General features: G+C 58.1%; 23 protein-coding genes and 1 riboswitch. Of the genes, 9 read left to right on the plus strand and 14 right to left on the minus strand.

Annotated features, from left to right (window positions below):
- Window positions 1-72: 72 nt before the first annotated feature.
- A complete protein-coding gene (gene yvcK, locus IM273_RS03585) occupies window positions 73-981 on the minus strand; it encodes a uridine diphosphate-N-acetylglucosamine-binding protein YvcK (protein ID WP_193050319.1) in 909 nt (302 codons plus the stop codon).
- A 225-nt stretch (window positions 982-1,206) separates the two neighbouring features.
- Window positions 1,207-1,340, plus strand: a riboswitch (molybdenum cofactor riboswitch).
- On the opposite strand from yvcK, the gene moaA reads away from it, so the two are divergent.
- The 6 genes from moaA to IM273_RS03615 all read left to right on the plus strand — a co-directional run bounded on the left by moaA (window position 1,328) and on the right by IM273_RS03615 (window position 4,809).
- Window positions 1,328-2,317 carry a GTP 3',8-cyclase MoaA gene (gene moaA, locus IM273_RS03590; RefSeq protein WP_088204427.1) on the plus strand — a complete coding sequence of 330 codons (990 nt, stop codon included), beginning with the start codon at window positions 1,328-1,330 and terminating at the stop codon, window positions 2,315-2,317. Its footprint overlaps the riboswitch before it by 13 nt.
- Window positions 2,318-2,341: 24 nt before the next feature.
- Window positions 2,342-2,854: a molybdenum cofactor biosynthesis protein B gene (gene moaB, locus IM273_RS03595; RefSeq protein WP_028012422.1), complete on the plus strand. Its 513-nt coding sequence runs from the start codon at window positions 2,342-2,344 to the stop codon at window positions 2,852-2,854.
- A gap of 3 nt (window positions 2,855-2,857) precedes the next feature.
- A complete protein-coding gene (gene moaC / locus IM273_RS03600; protein ID WP_008501142.1) occupies window positions 2,858-3,343 on the plus strand; it encodes a cyclic pyranopterin monophosphate synthase MoaC in 486 nt (161 codons plus the stop codon).
- Window positions 3,336-3,581: a molybdopterin synthase sulfur carrier subunit gene (moaD, locus tag IM273_RS03605; RefSeq protein ID WP_045259953.1), complete on the plus strand. Its 246-nt coding sequence runs from the start codon at window positions 3,336-3,338 to the stop codon at window positions 3,579-3,581. The genes moaC and moaD overlap by 8 nt, the downstream gene beginning before the upstream one ends.
- 1 nt (window position 3,582) lies before the next feature.
- On the plus strand, window positions 3,583-4,035 hold the full coding sequence (moaE, locus tag IM273_RS03610) for a molybdopterin synthase catalytic subunit MoaE (RefSeq protein WP_028012424.1): 453 nt from the start codon (window positions 3,583-3,585) through the stop codon (window positions 4,033-4,035).
- A gap of 66 nt (window positions 4,036-4,101) precedes the next feature.
- Window positions 4,102-4,809 (plus strand): Bax inhibitor-1/YccA family protein, encoded by a 708-nt coding sequence (locus IM273_RS03615; protein ID WP_010428846.1) that lies wholly within the window; start codon window positions 4,102-4,104, stop codon window positions 4,807-4,809.
- A 105-nt stretch (window positions 4,810-4,914) separates the two neighbouring features.
- Here the strand turns inward: IM273_RS03615 and IM273_RS03620 are convergent, their stop codons facing one another.
- From IM273_RS03620 to IM273_RS03630, 3 genes are read right to left on the minus strand one after another with little or no spacing between them, the layout of a single operon-like run.
- Complete coding sequence (locus IM273_RS03620; RefSeq protein ID WP_028012425.1) at window positions 4,915-5,877, minus strand: YbhN family protein; 963 nt, start codon at window positions 5,875-5,877, stop codon at window positions 4,915-4,917.
- Window positions 5,877-7,115, minus strand: coding sequence for a cardiolipin synthase ClsB (gene clsB, locus IM273_RS03625; protein WP_045259955.1), 1,239 nt, complete (start codon window positions 7,113-7,115; stop codon window positions 5,877-5,879). Before clsB ends, IM273_RS03620 begins: the two co-directional genes overlap by 1 nt.
- Entirely contained in the window at window positions 7,112-7,873 is a 762-nt protein-coding gene (locus IM273_RS03630) for an endonuclease/exonuclease/phosphatase family protein (protein WP_028012427.1), read from the minus strand. The genes clsB and IM273_RS03630 overlap by 4 nt, the downstream gene beginning before the upstream one ends.
- A 133-nt stretch (window positions 7,874-8,006) precedes the next feature.
- Between IM273_RS03630 and IM273_RS03635 the strand changes: the two genes are divergently transcribed.
- Window positions 8,007-8,417, plus strand: coding sequence for a YbhQ family protein (locus IM273_RS03635; RefSeq protein ID WP_193050321.1), 411 nt, complete (start codon window positions 8,007-8,009; stop codon window positions 8,415-8,417).
- Here the strand turns inward: IM273_RS03635 and IM273_RS03640 are convergent.
- The 5 genes from IM273_RS03640 to cecR are packed head-to-tail and all read right to left on the minus strand — an operon-like array spanning window position 8,379 to window position 14,019.
- A complete protein-coding gene (locus tag IM273_RS03640; protein WP_193050324.1) occupies window positions 8,379-9,485 on the minus strand; it encodes an ABC transporter permease in 1,107 nt (368 codons plus the stop codon). The genes IM273_RS03635 and IM273_RS03640 overlap by 39 nt on opposite strands.
- Window positions 9,486-9,494: 9 nt before the next feature.
- Window positions 9,495-10,628, minus strand: a complete 1,134-nt coding sequence (locus tag IM273_RS03645) for an ABC transporter permease (RefSeq protein ID WP_193050325.1) — start codon at window positions 10,626-10,628, stop codon at window positions 9,495-9,497.
- Window positions 10,618-12,357, minus strand: coding sequence for an ATP-binding cassette domain-containing protein (locus IM273_RS03650; RefSeq protein WP_041910725.1), 1,740 nt, complete (start codon window positions 12,355-12,357; stop codon window positions 10,618-10,620). The genes IM273_RS03645 and IM273_RS03650 overlap by 11 nt, the downstream gene beginning before the upstream one ends.
- A complete protein-coding gene (gene hlyD / locus IM273_RS03655) occupies window positions 12,350-13,345 on the minus strand; it encodes a secretion protein HlyD (protein ID WP_048956994.1) in 996 nt (331 codons plus the stop codon). The genes IM273_RS03650 and hlyD overlap by 8 nt, the downstream gene beginning before the upstream one ends.
- Window positions 13,345-14,019, minus strand: coding sequence for a transcriptional regulator CecR (gene cecR / locus IM273_RS03660; protein WP_028012433.1), 675 nt, complete (start codon window positions 14,017-14,019; stop codon window positions 13,345-13,347). Before cecR ends, hlyD begins: the two co-directional genes overlap by 1 nt.
- Before the next feature lie 205 nt (window positions 14,020-14,224).
- Here cecR and rhlE point away from each other — a divergent pair, with 205 nt between their 5' ends.
- Together rhlE and dinG are read left to right on the plus strand one after the other, a co-directional pair.
- Window positions 14,225-15,607 (plus strand): ATP-dependent RNA helicase RhlE, encoded by a 1,383-nt coding sequence (gene rhlE / locus IM273_RS03665; protein WP_028012434.1) that lies wholly within the window; start codon window positions 14,225-14,227, stop codon window positions 15,605-15,607.
- Between the two features lie 97 nt (window positions 15,608-15,704).
- Window positions 15,705-17,882: an ATP-dependent DNA helicase DinG gene (gene dinG / locus IM273_RS03670; protein ID WP_063449288.1), complete on the plus strand. Its 2,178-nt coding sequence runs from the start codon at window positions 15,705-15,707 to the stop codon at window positions 17,880-17,882.
- Here dinG and IM273_RS03675 read toward each other — a convergent pair.
- The 5 genes from IM273_RS03675 to IM273_RS03695 form a co-directional block, all read right to left on the minus strand.
- Window positions 17,869-18,372: a fimbrial protein gene (locus IM273_RS03675; RefSeq protein ID WP_045259961.1), complete on the minus strand. Its 504-nt coding sequence runs from the start codon at window positions 18,370-18,372 to the stop codon at window positions 17,869-17,871. The genes dinG and IM273_RS03675 overlap by 14 nt on opposite strands.
- Before the next feature lie 5 nt (window positions 18,373-18,377).
- Complete coding sequence (locus IM273_RS03680; RefSeq protein WP_126326677.1) at window positions 18,378-19,367, minus strand: fimbrial protein; 990 nt, start codon at window positions 19,365-19,367, stop codon at window positions 18,378-18,380.
- A 22-nt stretch (window positions 19,368-19,389) separates the two neighbouring features.
- Complete coding sequence (locus tag IM273_RS03685; RefSeq protein WP_193050327.1) at window positions 19,390-21,933, minus strand: fimbria/pilus outer membrane usher protein; 2,544 nt, start codon at window positions 21,931-21,933, stop codon at window positions 19,390-19,392.
- A gap of 25 nt (window positions 21,934-21,958) precedes the next feature.
- Window positions 21,959-22,633: a molecular chaperone gene (locus tag IM273_RS03690; RefSeq protein ID WP_193050329.1), complete on the minus strand. Its 675-nt coding sequence runs from the start codon at window positions 22,631-22,633 to the stop codon at window positions 21,959-21,961.
- A gap of 69 nt (window positions 22,634-22,702) precedes the next feature.
- Window positions 22,703-23,239 carry a fimbrial protein gene (locus IM273_RS03695; RefSeq protein ID WP_193050331.1) on the minus strand — a complete coding sequence of 179 codons (537 nt, stop codon included), beginning with the start codon at window positions 23,237-23,239 and terminating at the stop codon, window positions 22,703-22,705.
- Between the last annotated feature and the right edge of the window lie 108 nt (window positions 23,240-23,347).

Consider the following 23,347-nt stretch of genomic DNA (forward strand, 5'->3'; position numbering starts at 1 on the left):
AAAGCGGCGTGTATTCCCCCTCTCCCCGTGGGAGAGGGCTGGGGTGAGGGCATCAGGCCGCACAAAGCGAACCTAACCCAACGCCTGAATCGCTTTCTCCAGCGCCTCGCGCAGCAGGTGGCGGTCGTGACGATATTTAATATCGCTGGCTTCCAGCGGCTCCTGCACCACCACGCGATCGCCAATCCCTGTCACATCCACTTTTGGCCCAACCACGACACCGTCGATAATTTTCTTACTGACGTACTGCTCCATCAGGTCCAGCTTGTCCGCCAGCGACAGGCTCGCCGCTGCCGGGCTCAGCTCACGGCCCAGGTTACCGATATAGACCATCGGGGCAGGGGTGCGACGCAGCGCCTGCGCCAGCTCTTTTACCAGCAGAATGGGCATCAGGCTGGTATAAAAACTGCCTGGACCGATCAGGATAAGATCCGCTTCACCAATGGCCTCCACCGCTTCTCGCGTGGCGGGCACGCTCGGATAGGTCATCAACTCCGTTGGCGGCAGGAGGAGCTGGTCAATATTCACCTCGCCGTAAACTTCATGCCCTTCGGCATCGATTGCCATCAAGTCAACCGGTTGTTCAGACATGGGGATCAGGAATGCATCCACCTTGAGCAGATTACGGATTAAGTTGATGGCTTCCAGAGGCCGTACGCTCAGGTGATCCAGCGCCTTTAACATCAGATTTCCGAGGTTATGCCCGGAAAGTTCGCCATTGCCGCCAAAACGGTACTCAAACATCGCCGACGCGACGCTCGGCTCGGTAATTAACTGGTTCAGGCAGTTGCGCATATCTCCCCAGGCAATGCCGCCTTCAGCCCGCCTGATCCGCCCGGTTGAGCCGCCGTTGTCGGTGGTTGTCACTATCCCTGTCAGCCGTGAGCCCAGTGACGACAAAGAGGACATGACGCGGCCCAGGCCGTGGCCTCCGCCAAGAGCGACCACTCGGTCAAGATCCGCAAAAGTGCGATTGCGCATACGTATTCCTTATCACGTTCGATCGCGTAACAGTAACCTAACTACCCCCAAAAGACGATGCCTCACCCAATGCAAAATGACGTATATCAATGCGAAAATGCGGTTTTTAGGTATTCTGTAGCGAAAATGCAGGACTGAATCGCTATATACATAATTATATAGCGAAAAGCGACAATGGCGGAGTGTCGATTTCCACGCTACTATCGCCATAACCACGTTTTCAAAACTGAAAACATACACTCTAGCCCTGGCGCCTGTGTCGAATGATATGGCGCCTTGGCCGTGGCGGATTTGCCACCAGGGTACAGAAAGAAATGACTGTGCCTCCCGATCTGGAAAGGTGTACATGGCTTCACAACTTACTGATGCTTTCGCGCGTAAGTTTTACTACTTGCGTCTGTCGATTACCGATGTGTGCAACTTCCGTTGCACCTACTGCCTGCCCGATGGCTACAAGCCGGGCAGCGTCACCAATAATGGCTTTCTCTCCGTGGATGAAGTGCGCCGCGTCACGCGTGCGTTCTCGGAGCTCGGTACCGAAAAAGTCCGTCTGACCGGTGGAGAACCCTCCCTGCGCCGCGATTTCCCCGACATCATTGCCGCCGTACGCGAAAACGAACGCATCCGCCAGATCGCGGTGACCACCAACGGTTACCGCATGGCGCGTGACGTGGCCACCTGGCGCGACGCTGGCTTAACCGCGATCAACGTCAGCGTGGACAGCCTTGATGCCCGGCAGTTTCACGCCATTACCGGTCAGGACAAGTTCCGCCAGGTGATGGACGGCATCGATGCGGCGTTTACCGCCGGGTTCGAAAAGGTCAAAGTCAACACGGTGCTGATGCGCGACGTTAACCATCATCAGCTCGATACCTTTCTGGCGTGGATTAAATCCCGTCCCATTCAACTGCGTTTTATCGAGCTGATGGAAACGGGCGAGGGCAGCGAACTGTTCCGCCGCCACCATATTTCCGGCATGGTGTTGCGCGACGAGCTGCTGAAACGCGGCTGGATCCACCAGATCCGCCAGCGCAGCGACGGCCCGGCACAGGTCTTTTGTCACCCGGATTACGAAGGCGAAATTGGCCTGATCATGCCCTATGAGAAAGACTTCTGCGCCAGCTGCAACCGCCTGCGCGTCTCTTCCGTCGGCAAACTCCATCTCTGCCTGTTTGGCGACGGTGGCGTGGATCTTCGCGATCTGCTGGAAGACGATGCGCAGCAGGCCGCGCTTGAAGCGCGCATTTCTGAAGCGCTGACGCACAAAAAGCAGACCCACTTCCTGCATCAGGGCAATACCGGCATTACTCAGAACCTGTCCTACATCGGCGGGTAATCAGTCTTTAGAAGGAACCAGAAGATGAGTCAGGTCAGCGCAGAATTTATCCCGACACGCATTGCTATTCTTACCGTTTCCGACCGCCGTGGAGAAGAGGATGATACCTCCGGCCACTGGCTGCGTGAGGCGGCCCATGACGCGGGGCATACCATTGTCGATAAAGCGATTGTGAAAGAGAACCGCTACGCCATTCGCGCGCAGGTCTCGCAGTGGATCGCCAGTGCTGAGGTGCAGGTGGTGCTGATCACCGGCGGCACCGGCTTTACCGCGGGCGATCAGGCCCCCGAGGCGCTGATCCCGCTGTTTGACCGCGAGGTAGAAGGCTTCGGCGAAGTGTTCCGCATGCTCTCCTTTGAAGAGATTGGCACCTCCACGCTGCAGTCGCGCGCGGTGGCCGGCGTGGCAAACAACACGCTGATTTTCGCCATGCCGGGCTCGACCAAAGCCTGCCGCACCGCATGGGAAAATATTATTGCCCCGCAGCTGGATGCCCGTACCCGTCCGTGTAATTTTCATCCCCATTTGAAGAAGTAAACTATGTCACAACTGACCCACATTAACGCCGCTGGCGAAGCGCATATGGTGGATGTCTCCGCCAAGGCCGAAACGGTGCGCGAGGCGCGTGCTGAGGCATTCGTCACCATGCTGCCGGAGACGCTGGCGATGATTATCGACGGCAGTCACCATAAGGGCGACGTCTTTGCCACCGCCCGCATCGCCGGTATTCAGGCTGCAAAACGGACCTGGGACCTCATCCCGCTCTGCCATCCGCTGATGCTAAGCAAGGTGGAAGTGAACCTGCAGGCGCAGCCGGAGCACAACCGCGTGCGTATTGAGTCCCTCTGCCGCTTAACCGGCAAAACCGGCGTGGAGATGGAAGCCCTGACGGCGGCCTCCGTCGCCGCGCTGACCATCTACGACATGTGCAAAGCGGTGCAGAAAGATATGGTGATTGGCCCGGTTCGTCTGCTGGCGAAAAGCGGCGGCAAATCCGGTGATTTTAAGGTGGACAGCCATGATTAAGGTGCTCTTTTTCGCCCAGGTGCGTGAGCTGGTCAATACCGACAGCCTGACGCTGGACGCCTCTTTTGAAAACGTCGCCGCCCTGCGCGCGCACCTGGCGGCACAAAGCGACCGCTGGGCGCTGGCGCTCGACGAAGGCAAGCTGCTGGCGGCCGTTAACCAGACGCTGGTGGAGTTCACCCACCCGCTGACTGAAGGGGATGAAGTGGCCTTCTTCCCGCCGGTCACAGGGGGCTAAGATGGCTGAAACCCGAATTCTGGTCGGTCCCGAGCGCTTTAACGTCGGTACAGAATATGACTGGCTGGCGGAGCGCGATGAAGACGGCGCGGTCGTTACGTTCACCGGTAAAGTGCGTAACCACAATCTCGGCGACAGCGTAAAAGCGCTGACGCTGGAGCACTATCCGGGCATGACGGAAAAATCGCTGGCGGCAATTGTGGATGAAGCGCGAGGCCGCTGGCCGCTCGGGCGGGTCACGGTGATCCACCGCATCGGCGAGATGTGGCCCGGCGAAGAGATTGTCTTTGTCGGCGTGACCAGCGCGCACCGCGGCAGCGCCTTTGCGGCAGGGGAGTTCATTATGGATTACCTCAAAACCAAAGCGCCGTTCTGGAAGCGCGAAGCCACGCCGGAAGGTGATCGCTGGGTGGAATCTCGCGACAGCGATAAACAGGCCGCCAGCCGTTGGTAGTCGGTTTACGTGGATGTGTTACTCTTAATGTGTGTGTCTCTTCTTAACCTTAATCAGGAGTGAATCATGGACCGATTTCCGCGTTCCGATTCAATAGTACAGCAGACCCGTAGCGGGCTGCAGACGTATATGGCGCAGGTGTACGGCTGGATGACGGTCGGCCTGCTGCTTACCGCGTTTATCGCGTGGTATGCGGCGAACACGCCTGAGCTGATGATGTTTATCTTCTCCAGCAAAATCACCTTCTTTGGGCTGATTATCGCACAGCTGGCGCTGGTGTTTGTGCTTTCCGGCCTGGTGCAGAAACTCAGTGCCGGAATGGCGACCACGCTGTTTATGCTCTATTCGGCGCTGACCGGTTTGACGCTCTCCAGCATTTTCATCGTCTACACCTACTCCTCCATCGCCAGCACCTTCGTGGTGACCGGCGGGATGTTCGGCGTGATGAGCCTGTACGGTTACACCACCAAACGTGACCTGAGCGGCTTAGGTAATATGCTGTTTATGGGGCTGATCGGGATTGTGCTGGCATCGCTGGTGAACCTGTGGCTGAAGAGCGACGCGCTGATGTGGGCCGTGACCTATATCGGGGTGGTGGTCTTCGTTGGCTTGACGGCCTACGACACTCAGAAGCTGAAAAACATCGGCGAGCAGATCGACGTGCGCGACAGTTCCAACCTGCGCAAATACTCGATTCTGGGTGCGCTGACGCTCTATCTGGACTTTATCAACCTGTTCCTGATGCTGCTGCGGATTTTCGGCAACCGTCGCTGAGGTTGCTTTGCTGGGTGGCGGTGCGGTCTGGTGCCCTCACCTTGACCCTCTCCCACGGGAGAGGGAACAAACACTAAAAACGGCAACAAAGTTGCCGTTTTGCTTTTATTTCGCCATTGCCTTCTCATTTTTCGCCCGTAACTTTTTCGCCCGGCTCTCCAGCACCAGATAACAGACCGTTGCCAGCGCCAGCGGCAGGAAGTAATAGAGCATGCGGTAGGCGAGCAGGGCGGCAATAATCGTCCCCTGTGAAACATGTTCTCCGGCCAGCAGCGCGATAAACACCGCCTCCAGCACACCAATTCCCGCCGGAATATGCACGATAACCCCGGCGATACTGCTCACCAGCAGCACGCCCAGCACGAAGAAGTAGTTCACGTCCTCGCCAATCAATAGCCAGATGATTGCACCCATCGCCATCCAGTTGGCGCTGGATACCGCCATCTGCAGCACCGCGAACTTCCACGACGGCAGTACCAGTTTCTGCCCTTTAATGGTCATATGGCGGCGTTTGGCAAAGGCGCAGGCCCACAGATACACGGCGATGATCAGCAGCAGCACGATGCCGAGAATGCGCAGCGTGGCCTCGTCGATATACCAGTGCGCGGGCAGCTGCACCACGCCGATGGTGAAAATCACTCCACCCAGCAGGATATACCCCAGCCAGTTGGTGGTAATACTCAGCGAGAAAATGCGGGTGATGGTTCCGCCCGGTAATCCGAGACGCGAGTACAGGCGATAGCGCATGCCGATGCCGCCCACCCAGGTGCTCAGCGTCAGGTTGAAGGCGTAGCAGATAAACGACACCAGCATCACCTGACGTTTAGCCAGCTTGTGGCCGCAGTAGGCGCGACCGAGCAGGTCGTAGCAGCCGTACATCAGGTAGCTGACGATAACCAGCCCTACGGCGCCCAGCAGCACCAGCCGGTTATAGTTTCGGATAACCTTCCACACCTCTTCCCAGTCCACTTTCTGCGCGTAGACCACCAGCAGTACAGCGACCGCGATAAAGAATACCCAGGTGAGGATTTTTTTCGCCAGCCGCCAGCGAGGATGAGATTTTGACATCAGGGTTTGCCTCCATCTTCCGCTTCAACGCGGTCCTGGGTTTCCATTTCAGGTTGTACCGGCGGATCAACCTGCGCCAGCTTTGGCGTATGCGCCGGCAGCCAGCCGACCATCGCCGGGAAGTGGCGCAGGAAGTGGAACACCACCACGCCGATGCCAACGTTCCACCAGCTCCGTTTCGGCACCATGGACTCATCCACCCGTACGCAGTCCTTATGGATAAGTCCCTGAAGGTTATCCCGCAGGGTCTGGTTAAACTGACGGTCGTGGATGATCAGGTTCGCTTCCAGGTTAAGCGACAGGCTCAGCGGATCGAGGTTACTGGAGCCGACGGTTGCCCAGTGGTCATCCATGACGGCCACTTTGCCGTGCAGCGGGCGGCGGCGGTATTCATATATCTGCACGCCGCTTTTCACCAGGTAGCGGTAGAGCAGGCGCGCGCCCACCTTCACAATCGGCATATCCGGCTCGCCCTGCACAATCAGTTTAACGCTCACGCCGCGTCGGGCCGCGTTGCGCATGGCGTGCAGAATACGGTAGCCGGGGAAGAAATAGGCGTTGGCGATAATCACTTCGCGCTTCGCATTGGCCAGCATCTTCAGGTAATGACGTTCAATATCGTCCCGATGCTCCTCGTTGTCCCGCCAGACAAACAGCGCCTGCGCTTCGCCGGGCTTGCGGTTCTCTTCCGGGCGATGACGGCGTCGCCACCAGCGGCGAGCGGCCTCTTTACCGGGCAAGTTTTCCAGCACGAACAGCTGGATGTCCTGAACTACCGGTCCCTCAATGCGGATCGCGTAGTCCTGCTTGGCCTCCGGGCCGTAATCCGACATATGCTCGGCGGAGTAGTTAATGCCGCCCACGAACGCCACCGTTTCGTCCACTACGACTATTTTGCGGTGCATGCGCCGGAACAGGTTGGTGCGCATGCCGAACAGACGCGGACCGGGATCGTAATAGCGGAACACCACGCCGGCGGCGGTGAGCTCGTTAACAAATTCATCGCTAAGATCCGGCGAGCCATATCCATCGAGCAGCGCCTCGATTTTTATCCCGCGCCGGGCGGCATGCAGCAGTACGCTGTGCAGCTGCCTGCCAACGTCGTCTTCAAACCAGATAAACGTTTCAAGGTAGACTTTCTGCTGTGCGTGGCTAATCGCCTCAAAGACCGCCGGATAAAAGTTATCGCCGTTTTCCAGCAGCGTAATACGGTTACCTTCCTGCCAGGTGCATTTCATAAGTGGATCTCCGCGCTCAGCGGGGCATGGTCGGAAAGATGTCGCCAGTTCAGTAACGCCAGCGCCGTCGGGCTGCTGGCATGCGCATTTTTCACGTAGATGCGGTCCAGGCGCAGCAGGGGGAAGCGCACCGGAAACGTCCGTGCGGGACGACCATGTGCCCGGGTGAAAATTTCCTCCAGTCCCGCTTTGACCTTCAGCGGATGGTTGGCGCGCTGCCGCCAGTCGTTAAAATCCCCGGCGACCACCACGGGTTCGCCTTCCGGCAGCGCATTGGCCCAGTCCGCCAGCATCTGCAGCTGCGCCTGGCGGTGGGCTTCACGCAGTCCCAGGTGAACGCAGCCCACGTGAACCGGAACGTCAAGTTCCGGCGGCGTGATGCGGCAGTAAAGCAGCCCGCGCTTTTCGCTCTCCCCGACGGAAACGTCCCGGTTCTCATAATGTTCTATAGGAAAACGCGACAGCACCGCATTACCGTGATGGCCTTCCGGATAGACCGCATTGCGGCCGTAAGCGTAATCGCTCCACATGGTGTCGGCCAGGAATTCATAGTGCGGCGTATCGGGCCAGTTTTCGAAATGCATGGGGTGTACCTCGTGCGCGCCCATCACCTCCTGCAGGCAGACAATGTCCGCGCTGACGGTGCGTACCGCGTCGCGCAGCTCCGGTAAAATGAAGCGGCGGTTAAATGCTGTGAAGCCCTTATGAATGTTTATCGTCAGCACCTTAAGCGAGAAATGCTGCGTTTTTTTGCTCATAAACACCTTCCTGGGTGACTATCCCGATGAAAATAAAGTGTAGTCGGCGTCACAAAAAGATGCGGCGTTACGGAATTTTCCGTAAAGTGCGGTAGTCTGATTAAGCAGAGAAAAATCCTTCAGGAGAGAAGCCATGAAGTGGCAACAACGTGTTCGTGTCGCAACGGGTTTGAGTTGCTGGCAGATAATGTTGCATTTACTGGTCGTGGCCGTACTGGTGATGGGCTTAATGAGCGGCACGCTGGTGCGTGTTGGCTTAGGGCTATGCGTCCTCTATGGCGTCACCGTGCTGTCGATGCTGTTCTTACAGCGCCACCATGACGCGCGCTGGCGCGAGGTGGGTGATGTGCTCGAAGAGCTCACCACCACCTGGTACTTTGGTGCCGCGATGATCGTGCTGTGGCTGCTGTCACGCGTGCTGCAAAACAACCTGCTGCTGGCCCTCGCGGGTCTGGCAATCCTTGCAGGGCCAGCGGTAGTGTCGCTGCTCACTAAAGAGAAAAAGCTACGCAATGTTCCGTCTAAACATCGCATAGGCCACTGACCCCGTCGTGGCCGCTATGACCAGTAGCGGCCACAAACTTCCCCAGACAATGTCCAGACTCGCATCCTTCAGATAGATCTGCTTAGTGATATCCGTAAAGTGTCGAATCGGGTTTATCCACGTTAAATCCTGCAGCCACACCGGCATGTTCTCGACGGGCGACACGTACCCGGAGAGCAGAATCGCCGGCATCATAAAGACGAATACCCCGATAAACGCCTGCTGCTGCGTGGAGCAGAGCGCTGAAATCAGCAGCCCAAACCCCACCAGCGACAGCCCGTAAATCACCATCGTGAAGTAAAACAGCGCCAGCGATCCGGCGAACGGGATCTCGTAGGCCCAAATTCCCACTCCCAGCACGATGGTGGCCTGGAAGGTGGCGACGATCAGCGCCGGTACCGCTTTGCCGACGAAAATCTGCCAGGTGGCGAGCGGGGAAACCAGCAGCTGATCCAGCGTGCCCTGTTCGCGCTCGCGGGCCACGGACAGGGAGGTCACGATCATCACCCCGATGGTGGTGATCATGGCGATCAGCGACGGCACCACAAACCACTTGTAGTCCAGATTCGGGTTGTACCAGTTGCGCACCACCAGCTCGCTGTTATTCGGCTTCGGTTTGCCCTCCATCAGCTCCTGCTGATACTCCTTCACTATCTGCTGCAGGTAGTTGGCCGCTATCTGGGCGCTGTTGGAGTTGCGCCCGTCGAGGATCAGCTGCATCGGCGCGGTCTGGAAGGTATCCAGATTGCGGGAGAAATCCGCCGGAAAACGCACCAGCAGCAACGCTTTTTGCGTGTCGATAGTGGGCTGGATCTCCTGCGGGCTTTTCAGCAGCAGGACGTGGGTAAAGGCCTTCGCCCGGGCAAAACGCTGCGTCAGCTCGACGGCGTGTTTGCCGTTGTCTTCATTATAAATGGCAATGGTGGCGTTAGTTACCTCAAGGGTGGCGGCAAACGGGAACAATAAAACCTGAAGCAGCACCGGCAGCACCAGAATGGCGCGGGTTTGCGGCTCGCGCAGCAGGGACTGCAGCTCTTTGCGGATCAATGTCCATAAGCGGTGAAACATGTGCGCTCCTTAATCCAGTCGCCGTTTGGTTTTCAGCCACGTCAACCCGATAAACATCACTGCCGACGCCAGCAAAAACAGGGTATTGATAATCAGCACCACCGGGATATTCCCCGCCAGGAACAGGCTTTGCAGCGTGCTCACGAAGTAGCGCGCCGGAATGATGTAGGTCACGGCGCGGATCACCGCCGGCATGCTGTCTATCTGGAAGATAAACCCGGAGAGCATAATCGATGGCAGGAAAGCGGCGTTGAGCGCCACCTGCGCGGCGTTAAACTGGTTGCGGGTGATGGTGGAGATGAGCAGCCCCATCCCCAGCGTGCTGAGCAAAAACAGGCTGGTGATAAAGAACAGCACCACCAGCGAGCCGCGATACGGCACGCCAAGAATAAATACCGCGACCAGCATGCAGAGCAGCATCGCCAGCATGCCGAGGAAGTAGTAGGGGATGAGCTTGCACAGCAGCAGCTCAACCCGCGTCACCTCGGTGGAGAGCAGCGCCTCCATGGTGCCGCGCTCCCACTCGCGGGCGATGACCAGCGAGGTGAGGATCGCGCCAATCACCGTCATAATGATGGTCACCGCCCCCGGAATAATAAAGTGCTGGCTGATGGCGGCGGGGTTAAACCAGTAGCGCGTCTGCACATCGATGAGCGGTTCAAACGTCTCGCCCCGGTCTTCGGCGCGCTGCATCTGCCAGAGCTGCCAGATCCCCTCCGCATAGCCCTGCACGAAATTGGCGGTGTTCGGCTCGCTGCCATCGGTAATCACCTGAATCGGCGCATCGGCGCCCGGGCGCGCCATGTTGGCGGCGAAATCCACCGGGATGACGATCAGGCCGCGAATTTTCCCAGCCTGCATTTTCTGAATCAGTTCCTGCCGGTTGTCGCTGACGGTGGCGTCAATGTAGGGTGAGCCGGTCATGGCGTGGGTGAAGTCCAGCGCCTCTTCGCTCTGCTGCTCCAGCAAAACACCGACCCGCAGCTTGCTGGAGTCGAGGTTAATGCCGTAGCCAAAGATAAACAGCAGCAGCAGGGGGATCACCACCGCAATCAGCCAGCTGCTGGGATCGCGCACGATCTGCCGCGTCTCTTTGATGCACAGGGCGCGCACCCGGCGCCAGGAAAGGGCGTTACTGCGCATGAGCATTCTCCTTATCCCAGTCGTGGATGAGGGTGATAAACGCCTGCTCCATGGTCGGGTCTGGCTGTGCGTCGTCGGCGGCCTGCGCTTTCAGGTCGTCCGGCGTGCCGTGGGCAATCAGCTTGCCGCGATAGACCAGCCCGATGCGGTCGCAGTATTCCGCCTCATCCATAAAATGGGTGGTGACCATCACGGTCACGCCTTTTTCCACCATGCTGTTGATATGCAGCCAGAACTCGCGGCGGGTGAGGGGGTCCACGCCTGACGTGGGTTCATCAAGAAACAGGATATCCGGCTCGTGCATCAGCGAGCAGGCCAGCGCCAGCCGCTGCTTAAAGCCGAGCGGCAGCTCGTCGGTGGCGTGGGACGCAATATTCGTTAACCCGAAGGCGTCGCTCATGCGGCGGATTTTTTCATTCTGCGCCCGCCCGCGCAGGCCGTACACCCCAGAGAAAAAGCGCAGATTCTGCTCGACCGTCAGGTTGCCGTACAGCGAGAACTTCTGCGCCATATAGCCGAGATGCTGGCGCGCCTTTCCGGAGCTGACTTTAAGATCCATGTCCAGCACCAGCGCCTTGCCGGACGTCGGCACCAGCAGGCCGCACATCATCTTAAAGGTGGTCGATTTTCCCGCCCCGTTCGGCCCGAGCAGGCCAAATATCTCGCCGCGCTTCACGGCAAAATTGACGTTGTCGGTGGCGGCGAAGTCCCCGAATTTTTTGGTGAGCGATTTTGCTTCGATCACCGTTTCGCCCGGCGTGCCTTCCACCGTGTGCAGGATCGCGCCAAGGGGCGATTCCGACGTGCCTGCACCGCCCAGCAGGTCGATAAACGCATCTTCAAAGCGCGGGGCGGTCTCGTCCATTTCAATCTCAGGCATGCCCGGCGCACGGCGAATATCGTCGACGGTGGCCTCTTTTTTGAGGATCACGCGTACCGAGCGGCCCTGAATCATCCCGTCGCTCACCTGCGGCAGCTTCAGCACCCGCTGCAGCAGCCTGCGGTTGGACTCCTGCGGGCTGTGCAGCAGAAAACTGCGCCCGGCCATGGTGTGCGTCAGCTCGGTCGGTTCGCCCTGATAGAGCAGTTCGCCTTCGTTCATCAGCAGCACGTCCCGGCACTGCTCCGCTTCGTCGAGGTAGGAGGTGCTCCAGAGGATCAGCATCCCGTCGCCCGCCAGCTCGTGCACCATCTGCCACAGCTCGCGGCGGGAGATCGGGTCTACGCCGACGCCGGGCTCATCGAGCAACAGCACCTTCGGCTCGCCCACCAGCGTGCAGGCCAGCCCCAGCTTCTGCTTCATCCCGCCGGAAAGCTTGCCCGCCAGCCGGTCGGTGAACGGGCCGAGGGAGGTAAATTCGAGCAGTCGGGCGAAGGTTTTCTGCCGGGTTTCACCGGTGACGCTGCGCAGGTCGGCGTACAGATTGAGGTTCTCCATCACCGTCAGATCTTCGTACAGGCCAAACTTCTGCGGCATATAGCCGAGCATGGCGTGGAGCGCGCCGTCGTCTTTTATCGGGTCAAGGCCAAGCACGCTGGCCGAGCCTTCATCCGGCTTCAGCAACCCCGCCAGCATCCGCATCAGCGTGGTTTTACCCGCGCCGTCCGGGCCCACCAGTCCGGTCACGTAGCCTTTCTGAATGGTGCAGTTCAGCGGCGCGACCGCCGGTTTATCCATTCCGGGGAAGCGTTTGACCAGATTGTTGAGCTGGATAACCGCATCATTCATGTCGTTCCCCGTCGTTTAAGGTCACGGTAACAGGCATGCCCTGACGCAGCGCGTCGTCCGCGTCGGTGACGATGATGCGCAGGCGATACACGAGGTCGGTACGCAGGTCCGGCGTTTCAACGGTTTTCGGGGTGAATTCGGCGGTAGGGGAGACAAAGCCCACTTTACCGTGATACGGCTTATCCGGGCGACCGTCGGTATAGAGCAGCAGCTCGCGGCCCGGCTGCATCTGGCCGAGATTCGGCTCATCAATGTAGGCCCGCACCCATACCGGACGGGTTAAGGACAGCGTCAAGACGGTGCTGCCCGCGCTGAGCATGCTGCCCGGCTCTACCGCGCGGGTCATCAGCGTGCCGTCAGACGGGGCGGTTAAGATAGTGTCGCGCAGATCCAGCTCCGCCTGAGCCAGCTGCGCCTGCGCCTGCTCGAGGCTGGCTTTCGCCTGGGCGATGTCCTGCTCGCGGTTACCGGAGCGGTACTGGCTTAATTTATCCTGCGCGGATTTCAGCGTCGCCTGCGCCTGGTCGCGGGATGACCGCGCGTTTTCCAGATCGTTGGCGGAAATGGTGCGGCTTTTCCACAGCCCCTGCTGGCGGTTATAGAAGTTCTGCGCGTAGTCGTAGGCGGCTTTCGCCTGCTTAACGGCGGCAGCGGCCTGGGCAATCTCCTCATCGCGATAGCCTGCCAGCATCAGGTCATACTGCGCCTGGGCGACGGAGACGCCGGCTTTTGCCTGCATCAGCGCATTCTCAAAGGGGGCTTTATCCAGCACGCCCAGCGTCTGCCCGGCTTTGATGGCATCGCCTTCGTCAACGCTCAGCGAGGCGAGACGCCCGCCGACGCGGAAGCTCATATTCACGGTACGAATATCCACGTTACCGTACAGCGTCAGGCCCCGATCCTGCTGGCTCTGATACCACAGCCAGCCACCGATTCCCGCGGCAAGCAAAACAACAACCACCAGAACGATGGTGACAGGTTTTTTCATCACTTCAGGCTCCTTTGCGTTAAGCCTTGCAGGATCAGATCGAGATGACAGGTGATGACCTGGCTAATCTGCGCGGCTTTATCCTCATCGAATTGTGCCCAGCCCGTGCGTAACAGGATGGTTTCACGCCCCAGACGGAAGGCGAGAATTTCGCCCAGCAGGGCGTGGGTATGCAAAATGGTGTCGGTATCGCTGGCGTCCCGCCCGGTGTAGGCGGCAATCAGCCGGGTCAGATGGGTGTGCATCGGGGCAATCACCTGATCGTGTACCAGCTGATAAGCGGCAGTGGGGGAGAGCTGCTCGCGGGAGATAAATTTGCTCAGGTTGAGCGTATCGTCGTGCGTCAGCAGGCGGATCATATTGTGGCAGGCATTGAGGATAAGTTGCCTGATAGCGGTACGATCCGGCGTCGGCTGGCTCAGCAGCGCGGTGGCCTCCTCAACGTGCGGGCGAAAATTGTTGCCAATAAAATCGGCAATCCACTGGGCGCAGGCGAGGTATAAATCCTCTTTTGAGCCAAAATAGTAGGTAATGGCCGCGATGTTTTGTCCGGCCTGGGCGGCGATATCCCGCGTGGTGGCATGCAGGCCATACTCGCCAAACTGCGCCAGCGCGGCGGCGATAAGCTGGCTTTTGGCCTGTTCACCTTTGGTTGTCGTCGGTGTCGTATTCATGTCGGCATTAAAAATTAATCAATCGATTGATTAAAATTATACCTGAATCGCTAAATCGTCGAGGGATACGACAGGGATATTTTATGCGCCACGTCACAAAAGCTGCTACACTCCGCACCTTCGCGACATTGTGGTTTTTGTCCTTCTATTCGTGATATCTCCCTGAAAACTACACCTGTGATGGTCGGGGCGGTTCGGAGTTTTTATGTCTTTTGATTCCCTTGGCCTGAACCCGGAAATTCTGCGCGCGATCGCAGAGCAGGGCTACGTTGAGCCAACCCCTATCCAGCAGCAGGCTATTCCGGCCGTGCTTCAGGGCCGTGACCTGATGGCCAGCGCCCAGACCGGCACCGGTAAAACCGCGGGCTTTACCCTGCCGCTGTTAGAGCTGCTGGTAAAAAACCAGCCGCACGCCAAAGGCCGTCGTCCGGTGCGCGCGCTGATCCTCACCCCAACCCGCGAGCTGGCAGCCCAGATTGGCGAGAACGTGCGTGAGTACAGCCGCTATCTCAACATTCGCTCGCTGGTGGTTTTCGGTGGCGTGAGCATTAACCCGCAGATGATGAAGCTGCGCGGCGGCGTGGACGTGCTGGTGGCAACGCCGGGCCGTCTGCTGGATCTGGAACACCAGAACGCGGTGAAGCTCGACAGCATTGAAATTCTGGTGCTGGACGAAGCCGACCGCATGCTCGATATGGGCTTCATTCATGATATTCGTCGCGTGCTGGCGAAGCTGCCGCCGCGTCGCCAGAACCTGCTCTTCTCCGCGACCTTCTCCGATGAGATCAAGGCGCTGGCCGAAAAGCTGCTGCATAACCCGCTGGAAGTGGAAGTGGCGCGCCGCAACACCGCTTCCGAGCAGGTGACGCAGCACGTTCACTTTGTGGATAAAAAGCGCAAGCGGGAGCTGCTCTCCCAGATGATCGGTCAGGGCAACTGGCAGCAGGTGCTGGTCTTTACCCGCACCAAGCACGGCGCGAACCACCTGGCGGAACAGCTGAATAAAGACGGCATCCGCAGCGCGGCGATCCACGGTAACAAGAGCCAGGGCGCGCGTACCCGCGCGCTGGCGGACTTCAAGTCCGGCGACATCCGCGTGCTGGTGGCGACCGACATCGCTGCCCGTGGCCTCGATATTGAAGAGCTGCCGCACGTGGTGAACTACGAGCTGCCAAACGTGCCGGAAGATTACGTTCACCGTATCGGTCGTACCGGCCGTGCGGCAGCAACAGGTGAGGCGCTCTCTCTGGTCTGCGTGGACGAGCACAAGCTGCTGCGCGACATCGAACGCCTGCTGAAGAAAGAGATCCCGCGCATCGAAACCCCGGGCTATGAAGTGGACCCGTCCATCAAAGCCGAGCCGATTCAGAACGGTCGTCAGGGTGGTGGTCGCGGTCAGGGTGGCGGTGGTCGCGGCCAGCAGCCGCGTCGTGCTGAAGGTGGCGCGCCGAAGTCATCCGGCAAACCGCCGCGTCGTAATAACGACGGCAAGCCGGCCGGTGAAAGCCCGTGGCGCAGCGGCGAAGGGAAACCGGCAGGCGAGGGGCAGCGCCGACGCCGCCCGCGCAAGCCTGCTAATCCGCAGTAATCTGGAAGCCCGGTCGTAAAGCCGGGCTTTTCTTTTTGCGACGGCGAAGAGAAAGTGCCACAATAGTGTCTGTTTATACAGTATTTCAGGTTTTCCAATGGCTTTAACCGCGGCGCTGAAAGCGCAAATAGGCGCCTGGTATAAGGCGCTTCAGCAGCAGATCCCCGATTTTATCCCCCGAGCGCCGCAGCGGCAGATGATTGCCGACGTGGCAAAAACGCTCGCCGGGGACGACGGGCGACATCTGGCGATTGAAGCCCCGACCGGCGTCGGGAAAACCCTGTCGTATCTCATTCCCGGCATCGCCATCGCGCGGGAAGAGGACAAAACGCTGGTAGTCAGCACTGCGAACGTGGCCTTGCAGGATCAGATCTTCAGCAAAGATTTGCCGCTGCTGCGCAAAATCATCCCCGATCTCCGCTTCACCGCCGCCTTTGGGCGCGGGCGCTACGTCTGTCCGCGTAACCTGGCGGCGCTGGCCAGCAGCGAGCCCTCGCAGCAGGATCTGCTCGCCTTTCTGGATGACGAGCTGACGCCAAACAACAAAGCCGAGCAGGAGCAGTGCGCAAAGCTGAAAGCCGAGCTCGACGGCTATAAGTGGGACGGCCTGCGGGATCACACCAGCCTGGCGATTAGCGACGACCTGTGGCGCAGGCTCAGTACCGATAAAGCAAGCTGCCTGAACCGCAACTGTCACTACTACCGGGAATGCCCGTTCTTCGTCGCCCGGCGCGAGATCCAGGAAGCGGAGGTGGTTGTCGCCAACCACGCGCTGGTGATGGCGGCGCTGGAGAGCGAAGCGGTGCTGCCGGAGCCGAAAAACCTGTTGCTGGTGCTCGACGAAGGCCACCACCTGCCTGACGTGGCGCGGGACGCGCTGGAGATGAGCGCGGAAATCACCGCTCCGTGGTTCCGACTTCAGCTGGATCTGTTCTGCAAACTGGTGGCGACCTGCATGGAGCAGTTTCGCCCGAAAACCACGCCGCCGCTGGCGGTCCCTGAGCGGCTGAGCGACCACTGCGAAGAGGTTTACAGCCTTATCTCGTCTCTGAATAACATCCTCAATCTTTATCTTCCGGCAGCCCAGGAGGCAGAACACCGCTTCGCGATGGGCGAGTTGCCGGAAGAGGTGATGGAGATCTGCCAGCAACTGGCGAAGCATCTCGAAAAGCTGCGCGGGCTGGCGGAGATGTTCCTGAACGACCTCAGCGAGAAAACTGGCTCGCACGACGTGGTGCGGCTGCACCGCATTCTGCTGCAAATGAACCGCGCGCTGGGGATGTTCGAAGCGCAAAGCAAGCTCTGGCGGCTGGCCTCGATGGCGCAGGCGTCGGGCGCGCCGGTCACCAAATGGGCCACCCGCGAAGTGCGCGACGGGCAGGTGCATCTCTTTTTCCACTGCGTGGGCATCCGCGTGGCCGATCAGCTGGAAAAGCTGATCTGGCGCAGCGTGCCGCACGTGGTCGTTACCTCTGCGACGCTGCGCTCTCTGAACAGCTTTTCACGGTTGCAGGAGATGAGCGGCCTGAAGGAGAAAGCGGGCGATCGTTTTGTGGCGCTGGACTCGCCGTTCAACCACTGCGAGCAGGGCAAGCTGGTCATTCCACGCATGAAATACGAGCCGCTTATCGACAACGAAGAGCAGCACATTGCGGAGATGGCGGCCTACTTCCGCGAGCAGGTCGAAAGCAAAAAATATCCCGGCATGCTGGTGCTGTTTGCCAGCGGGCGGGCGATGCAGCGCTTCCTGGAGCACGTCACCGACCTGCGTTTACTCCTGCTGGTGCAGGGCGACCAGCCCCGTTACCGGCTGGTGGAAACGCACCGCAAACGTATTGATAACGGCGAGCGCAGCGTGCTGGTGGGATTACAGTCCTTCGCGGAAGGGCTGGATTTGAAGGGAGATTACCTGACGCAGGTGCATATCCATAAGATCGCCTTCCCGCCTATCGACAGCCCGGTGGTGATCACCGAGGGCGAGTGGCTGAAAAGCCTCAACCGCTATCCGTTTGAGGTGCAGAGTTTACCCGCAGCGTCGTTTAACCTGATTCAGCAGGTCGGGCGTCTGATTCGTAGCCACGGCTGCTGGGGAGAGGTGGTGATCTATGATAAACGTCTGCTCACCAAAAATTACGGCCAGCGGCTGCTGAACGCGCTGCCGATCTTCCCGATCGAACAGCCGGAGGTGCCGGAGGTAAAAAAACGCCCGGCAAAACTGGCCGCCGGGCGCAGGAAAAGCATCCGTGCTAAGGGGCGCGGTCCTACTGGTAAGTAAAGGTCACCTGCACCACGCTGCTGAACGTGCCTGCGGAGACGGGCATAGACGTGGCGTAATAGCGGGCGGAGAGCGGAAACGTGGCCGTGTGGTCAGCCGGGTTAATCGGCACGTTAAATGCCGCCTGCGGGGCGATCAGGATCTTGTCCTGACGGTCGGCCAGCTCCAGCGCCAGCCCCTTCGCGCTGCCGGTGTTGGCGAATTTTGTCGGGTGTACGCTGTCTGCCTGGCCGTAGAAATAGGCCGTGGCAAGCGCCAGCGTGGCGGGACAGTGCGACACCGAGAGCGAAAAATCTTTCCACTCGCCGGTATCCCCTACATCTTTGAAATTACCTGATACCGCCTGACCTAAATCCACCGTCAGGTTGCGGCTGGCGCTGTCAATGACGCAGGTGTTGGCGTAAATATTCCCTGTCATCTGGATCTCAATATCATCGGCGTGGGCCTGGGCTATCAGGCCCAGCGCCAGCATCAGAGCTGTCTTTTTCATGAGCGTCACTTATAAGCGAGGGTAACGGTGGCGACGGTATTGGCGGGGCCTGGCGTCACGACATCACTGGTTTGTTCGTAGCGAACCTCGAACGGGATCGCCAGCGTCTGGTTGGCGATGGCCTGGCTTTGGGTGTTCACGTAGGTATCAAAGGTGGCAGGATGGTTGTCAAACAGCATTCTGACCCCGACGCCAGTTGCCATGCCGGGCTGCCGGGTGAGTTTGATCACCCCATCTGACCCCGGTTCATAACCATTTGAACTGGTGATCTTCACTTCAGGCTGCACGTTGCTGTTGCAGTTCACCGTCACGTCAAAGTTTTGCGCCGGGCTGGATAGCATCCCCACGCTGACAAAATCGCTGACCGGGAAGTTGCCCAGATTAATGGTCAGGTTTTTTGGGGAGACGGAGCAGGTGACGTTCTGGAAGTTAACGTTTCCTGCGTAGGCGATAACATTGGGTGAACCAATGCCGTCGTAGCCATATACGCCAATACCGAACTCTGTTTGCGCCTGAAGCAGCGTGCCGGACTGTACCACATCACTGGTTTTAACCAGCTCAAGCGTGACGTTAAAATCAAACGACAGGTATCCATCGGTCGAGACATAGCCGATGGGCGTACTGCGGGAATCGCAGGCGACTTTTCCCCCACCTGAAATGCGCTGGCCCTGGTCGTTCTTTAAGGCAATGCCGACTCCAGGCACGCCTGTGTCATAAACGCCGGTCAACCCGGGGATCTCCGAACCACTTCCGTAATAGCAGGAGATGATTTCCAGCCCGCTCTCGTAAGGAGAGTTGCAGTTACCCGCGACGTGTACAGTCTGCTCCGTCCCGGGAATGGTAGCGCCTACTGCCAGCGTCGTCGGGACCGAAATGGTGGCAACGTTGATCATTTTCGGCATATCGGGCGTAGTGCAGCCAGCCTTCGCATGCGGCATAAATAACGCCGCGGTGCCCAGAATCAGTAAGAAAAAGCACTGTTTTATCATTTGCATAGTCGTTAGCCTGAAGGGTGAATCAATGACACTGCGCGGCAGCGTTAATGATGCTGGTTTTCTCTTTCTCATCCGTTAGCGCATAGTCAGCGATGCAGTGCTCGCTCGCGTCCTGTCCCCAGGAAACGGCGAGATGCCCCTGCTGCGGCAGACCCGAAAGATAGGTCTGGCCGTCATTACCCACAATAAACTCGCTGTCCTTATCCTCTGTGGTGACCGTCGCGCCGAACGGCAGCGGTTTGCCGTTGTGCGTCAGCGTCATCAGCACGCGGTTGCCCACGCGGGTGTTAAAGCTGGCGCGCACCACGGCCCCGCGAGTTGGGGTGACGACCTGCGCGGCGTGGGTGACGTCGGCATTGTCCGGCAGCGTTTCGGTATCCAGCGCAATGGTGTTGTGGCGATACGCGGTCACAAACGGGACGACGGTGTAGCCGCGGAAGTCGGTTTCAACGCCGGTCTGATTAGTGATATGCGTCCCGTGCGTACCCGGCGCTTTCACCAGCGCGATGGTCTCACCGAGCGGCTGGCTCAGGGTGATGCCGTTCGCATGAGCAACCACGCCGCCCTGCAGGCCGACGTTCACGGTCTGCTGATATTTGTCCTGGCTGACGCCGCCGCTGAGTTCGCCGTACGTTGCTTTGTAATCGGCGTTGAGGCTGGTGGAGTTGCCGCTGCCGGTACTGCTCACCCCCTCCTGAATATTCCAGTTGAGGTTATCTTCTTTCAGCGCCGTACCGTTCAGACCGATATTCTGCGTGGTGCCATCTTTGGTGTTGTTCAGGTTGTAGGTGGCCCAGGTGTTATGCATCCAGTGGTCCAGCGGCACCGAGACGCTCAGCGCGAACTGGTTGTCGTTCGTCACCTCATTGCCGTCTTCGTCGCTGTCGCGGGTGTTTTTGTTCATGCTATAGCTGAGGCTGTAGCTCACGCCGTGCCAGCTGTTGTTGTAGCTGACGCTCACCGAGGTCATGTCCTGGCTCTGGGTCCAGTAGGTCTCTTTCACCAGGCTCAGGGTTACGGAACCCCAGCCTTCCGGCAGCGTCTGGTCGACGGTGGCTTCGGTACGGGCGCGGCGCTGCTGCGGTTCAGACCAGTCGTCAGAGCGGGTATACGACTCCATGGTGTCTTCCAGGGTGTAAAACCCTTTGCTGTTATAGCGGTAGCCGGCCAGCGAGAAGTTGGTGCCTGACTGGGCGATATCTTTGCTGTAGCGCACGCGCCACGACTGGCCTTTGCTGGCCTGCTGTTTTTTCAGCAGGGCTTTGGCGCGAGTGACGTCAATGGAGAAGGCGCCTAAATCGCCCATGTTTTTCCCGACGCCCACCGCCTGAGACTGATAATGGCTGCTCTGCTGAACGCCACCGTAGGCGGTGATACCGTAAGGTAAACCGTAGATGGCGCTGCCCTGGGCAAACGGAGTCTTTTCGACATTGTTGTCATAGGAACGATAACGCCCGGCGGTCACGCTGTAGCGCAGGTTTTTTTCACGCTGCAAGACCGGCACGGAGGCAAACGGCACGACAAAATGGCTTTCGCTGCCGTCGGTCTCTTTCACGGTGACCTGCAGATCGCCGCTGCTGCCGGTGGGGTAGAGATCGTTAATTTCGAAGGCGCCCGGCGCGACCGTGTTCTGATAAATGACGTAGCCGTTCTGGCGAACCACCACCAGCGCGTTGCTGTGGGCCGTGCCGCGAATAATCGGCGCGTAGCCTTTCTCGCTGTCCGGCAGCATGTCGCTGTCGGATTTCAGCTCCACCCCGGTGTAGGGAACGCTGTCAAACACGTCGGCAGGGGATGAGCTCTGGCCGACGGTGATGTCGCTTTTCATTGCCACGATATCGCGTTGCGCATAGGTATAAACGGAGGTGAATTTCTGCTCCTCCTCGTGGCCCGTGGTGCTGCGATTCCAGGTGGAATAGTTGCGAATGCGCCATGCGCCAACGTTCAGGCCTGGGCGCAGGTTTACGTACTGGCTGCTGTTATCCTGCTCACCGTGCTGTCGCGCGCGGCTGTGGCTGGCATTGGCGCTGTAATTAAGCAGGCCCGCAGTGATCCCTTCGTCAAACTCTTTCGGGTCAATGTAACCGCGAGGCACCTGGCCCAGCGCCGTTTGAGGGATGCTCATCAGCAGCTGCTGGTTGCGAACGCGAAAGGTGGCGGATGCCGCAGGAATGACATGTAAATCAGCACACTGGCCTTTGGCCATCAGCTGCGGAAATTTTTTGGTTTTGATGCCGAGGCTTTTTAATTCCTCAAGGCTAAAGCAAGGCTGCAGCGTGTTGTTGCCCTGCGAATCTTTCTGAAGCGTAAAGGTCACGTTGCGGGTATCAATTTTATTATTATTGATAAATACCGCGACCTCATATTTCCCCGGCGCCTGACCTGGCCCTTTTTCATAGATGGACAGATCGGTTTTACCCTGCTGGGGATTATCAATATCCAGCAGGGCAGGGTTAAAATAATCATCAGCCATAACCTGCTGCGCAAAGATCGCCATTGCCAGGCCACAGAGAATGACCAGCAATGAAGACAATCGGCAGGTGAACGGCTTTTTATGGCTGTACATAATTATTTTATTACCGGGAAAAAAATTAATGAACGGATTTCGACCAGGTATGGCTGATGCTTCCGTAGTCGGTAATAATGGAATACGTCACGTCCGCGCCCCCGACATTACCCGGTAAGGCAAAATGTGTTTCCGTTTTCGGAACAGCCCAGGTGGCTTTCGCGACTTTATGACCGTTCAGCGTGACGGTCTGGAAATTCATATAAAACGGCGTGAGGTTATTCACCACGAGGTCGTTCCCTTCGCGGCGCCATTCAAGCTTATCCGCCACATCTTCTGGTCTGCCTTTTACCGCAGACGGGCGATACAGTAATTTGATTCGAGTATTAATGGCGATTTGCAGCGTATTTACCCCCTCAACGTGTTTTGAGGAAGGGATTGCTTTAATGTTCAACCAGTACAGGGATTCCCTGTCTTCCGGTAAATTTCCGCCCGTACGCACCACGCGCAGAACGTTATCTTCGTGCGCATCCAGACGGAAAAGCGGCGGGGTGATCAGGAACGGGGCTTTGGCCAGGTTTTTACCGCCGGAATCAACCCAGGACTGCACCAGATAATCCGTCGCATCTGGATTTGAAAGACCAAGAGAAGATTCCTTTTTATCTCCCTGATAGACCAGTCGGGTGCCGTTAATAATGACCCCAGCATGTGAAGCAGTTGCTACCAGTAAAAGCGTGCTCAGTAAATAACCGTGGCGCATAAAGATTTCTCAATGAATAGAGAAGATATTAATGCTCGCGAAAGCATTAATATCTCCGGATTGATAAGATCAGTTATAAATAACGGTGAAGGTTGAAACGGAGTTAGCGGGGCCAGCGGTAATTGCCGGGCCGGTTTGGATATAGCGTGCGCCGAACTCCAGATCGTTAACCGCCGTGCCGGAGGTTAACTGATACTGCTGAGACGGCGAATACAGGCTGACAGGCTGCTGCGAGGCATCCACCAGCTGAATCGCCACCCCTGTCGCCGCATCGGTATCTGGCGTTAAGGCAAGCGTTGAATTGTTATTCGCATCCGGTGTTCCGCCAAAGTTAATGGCGGCGGAGGTGACCGTGTCAGGACAATTCGTTAATTGAATATCAAACTTCGTTAAGGTGCTGGTAGAGCCTGCACCGGTAAATACCGTTTTAGACACTTTGCCCAGCTGTACATTTAATGGATTACTTAATCCATTTACGACCTGACAAGCAGAATCGATAATTTCGCCGGTGAAGTTTATTTGTCCTTCACCGTTCGTTGCCGCAAACGTGGATGCAGAACATCCCACCGCTGCGGCGATGATTAAACCTAAAGCAACCTTGTTCATAGCAAATCCTGATATGTTTCGGGTGAGAGCGTTGCCTGGACGTTTTCACCGTTGACCCTTAATGACTTTCCGCTGGTTATTTAATCAAAAAATGTATGAATACGAATC

This window comes from Enterobacter cloacae complex sp. P13B (assembly GCF_014895915.1).
Lineage (GTDB): Bacteria > Pseudomonadota > Gammaproteobacteria > Enterobacterales > Enterobacteriaceae > Enterobacter > Enterobacter bugandensis.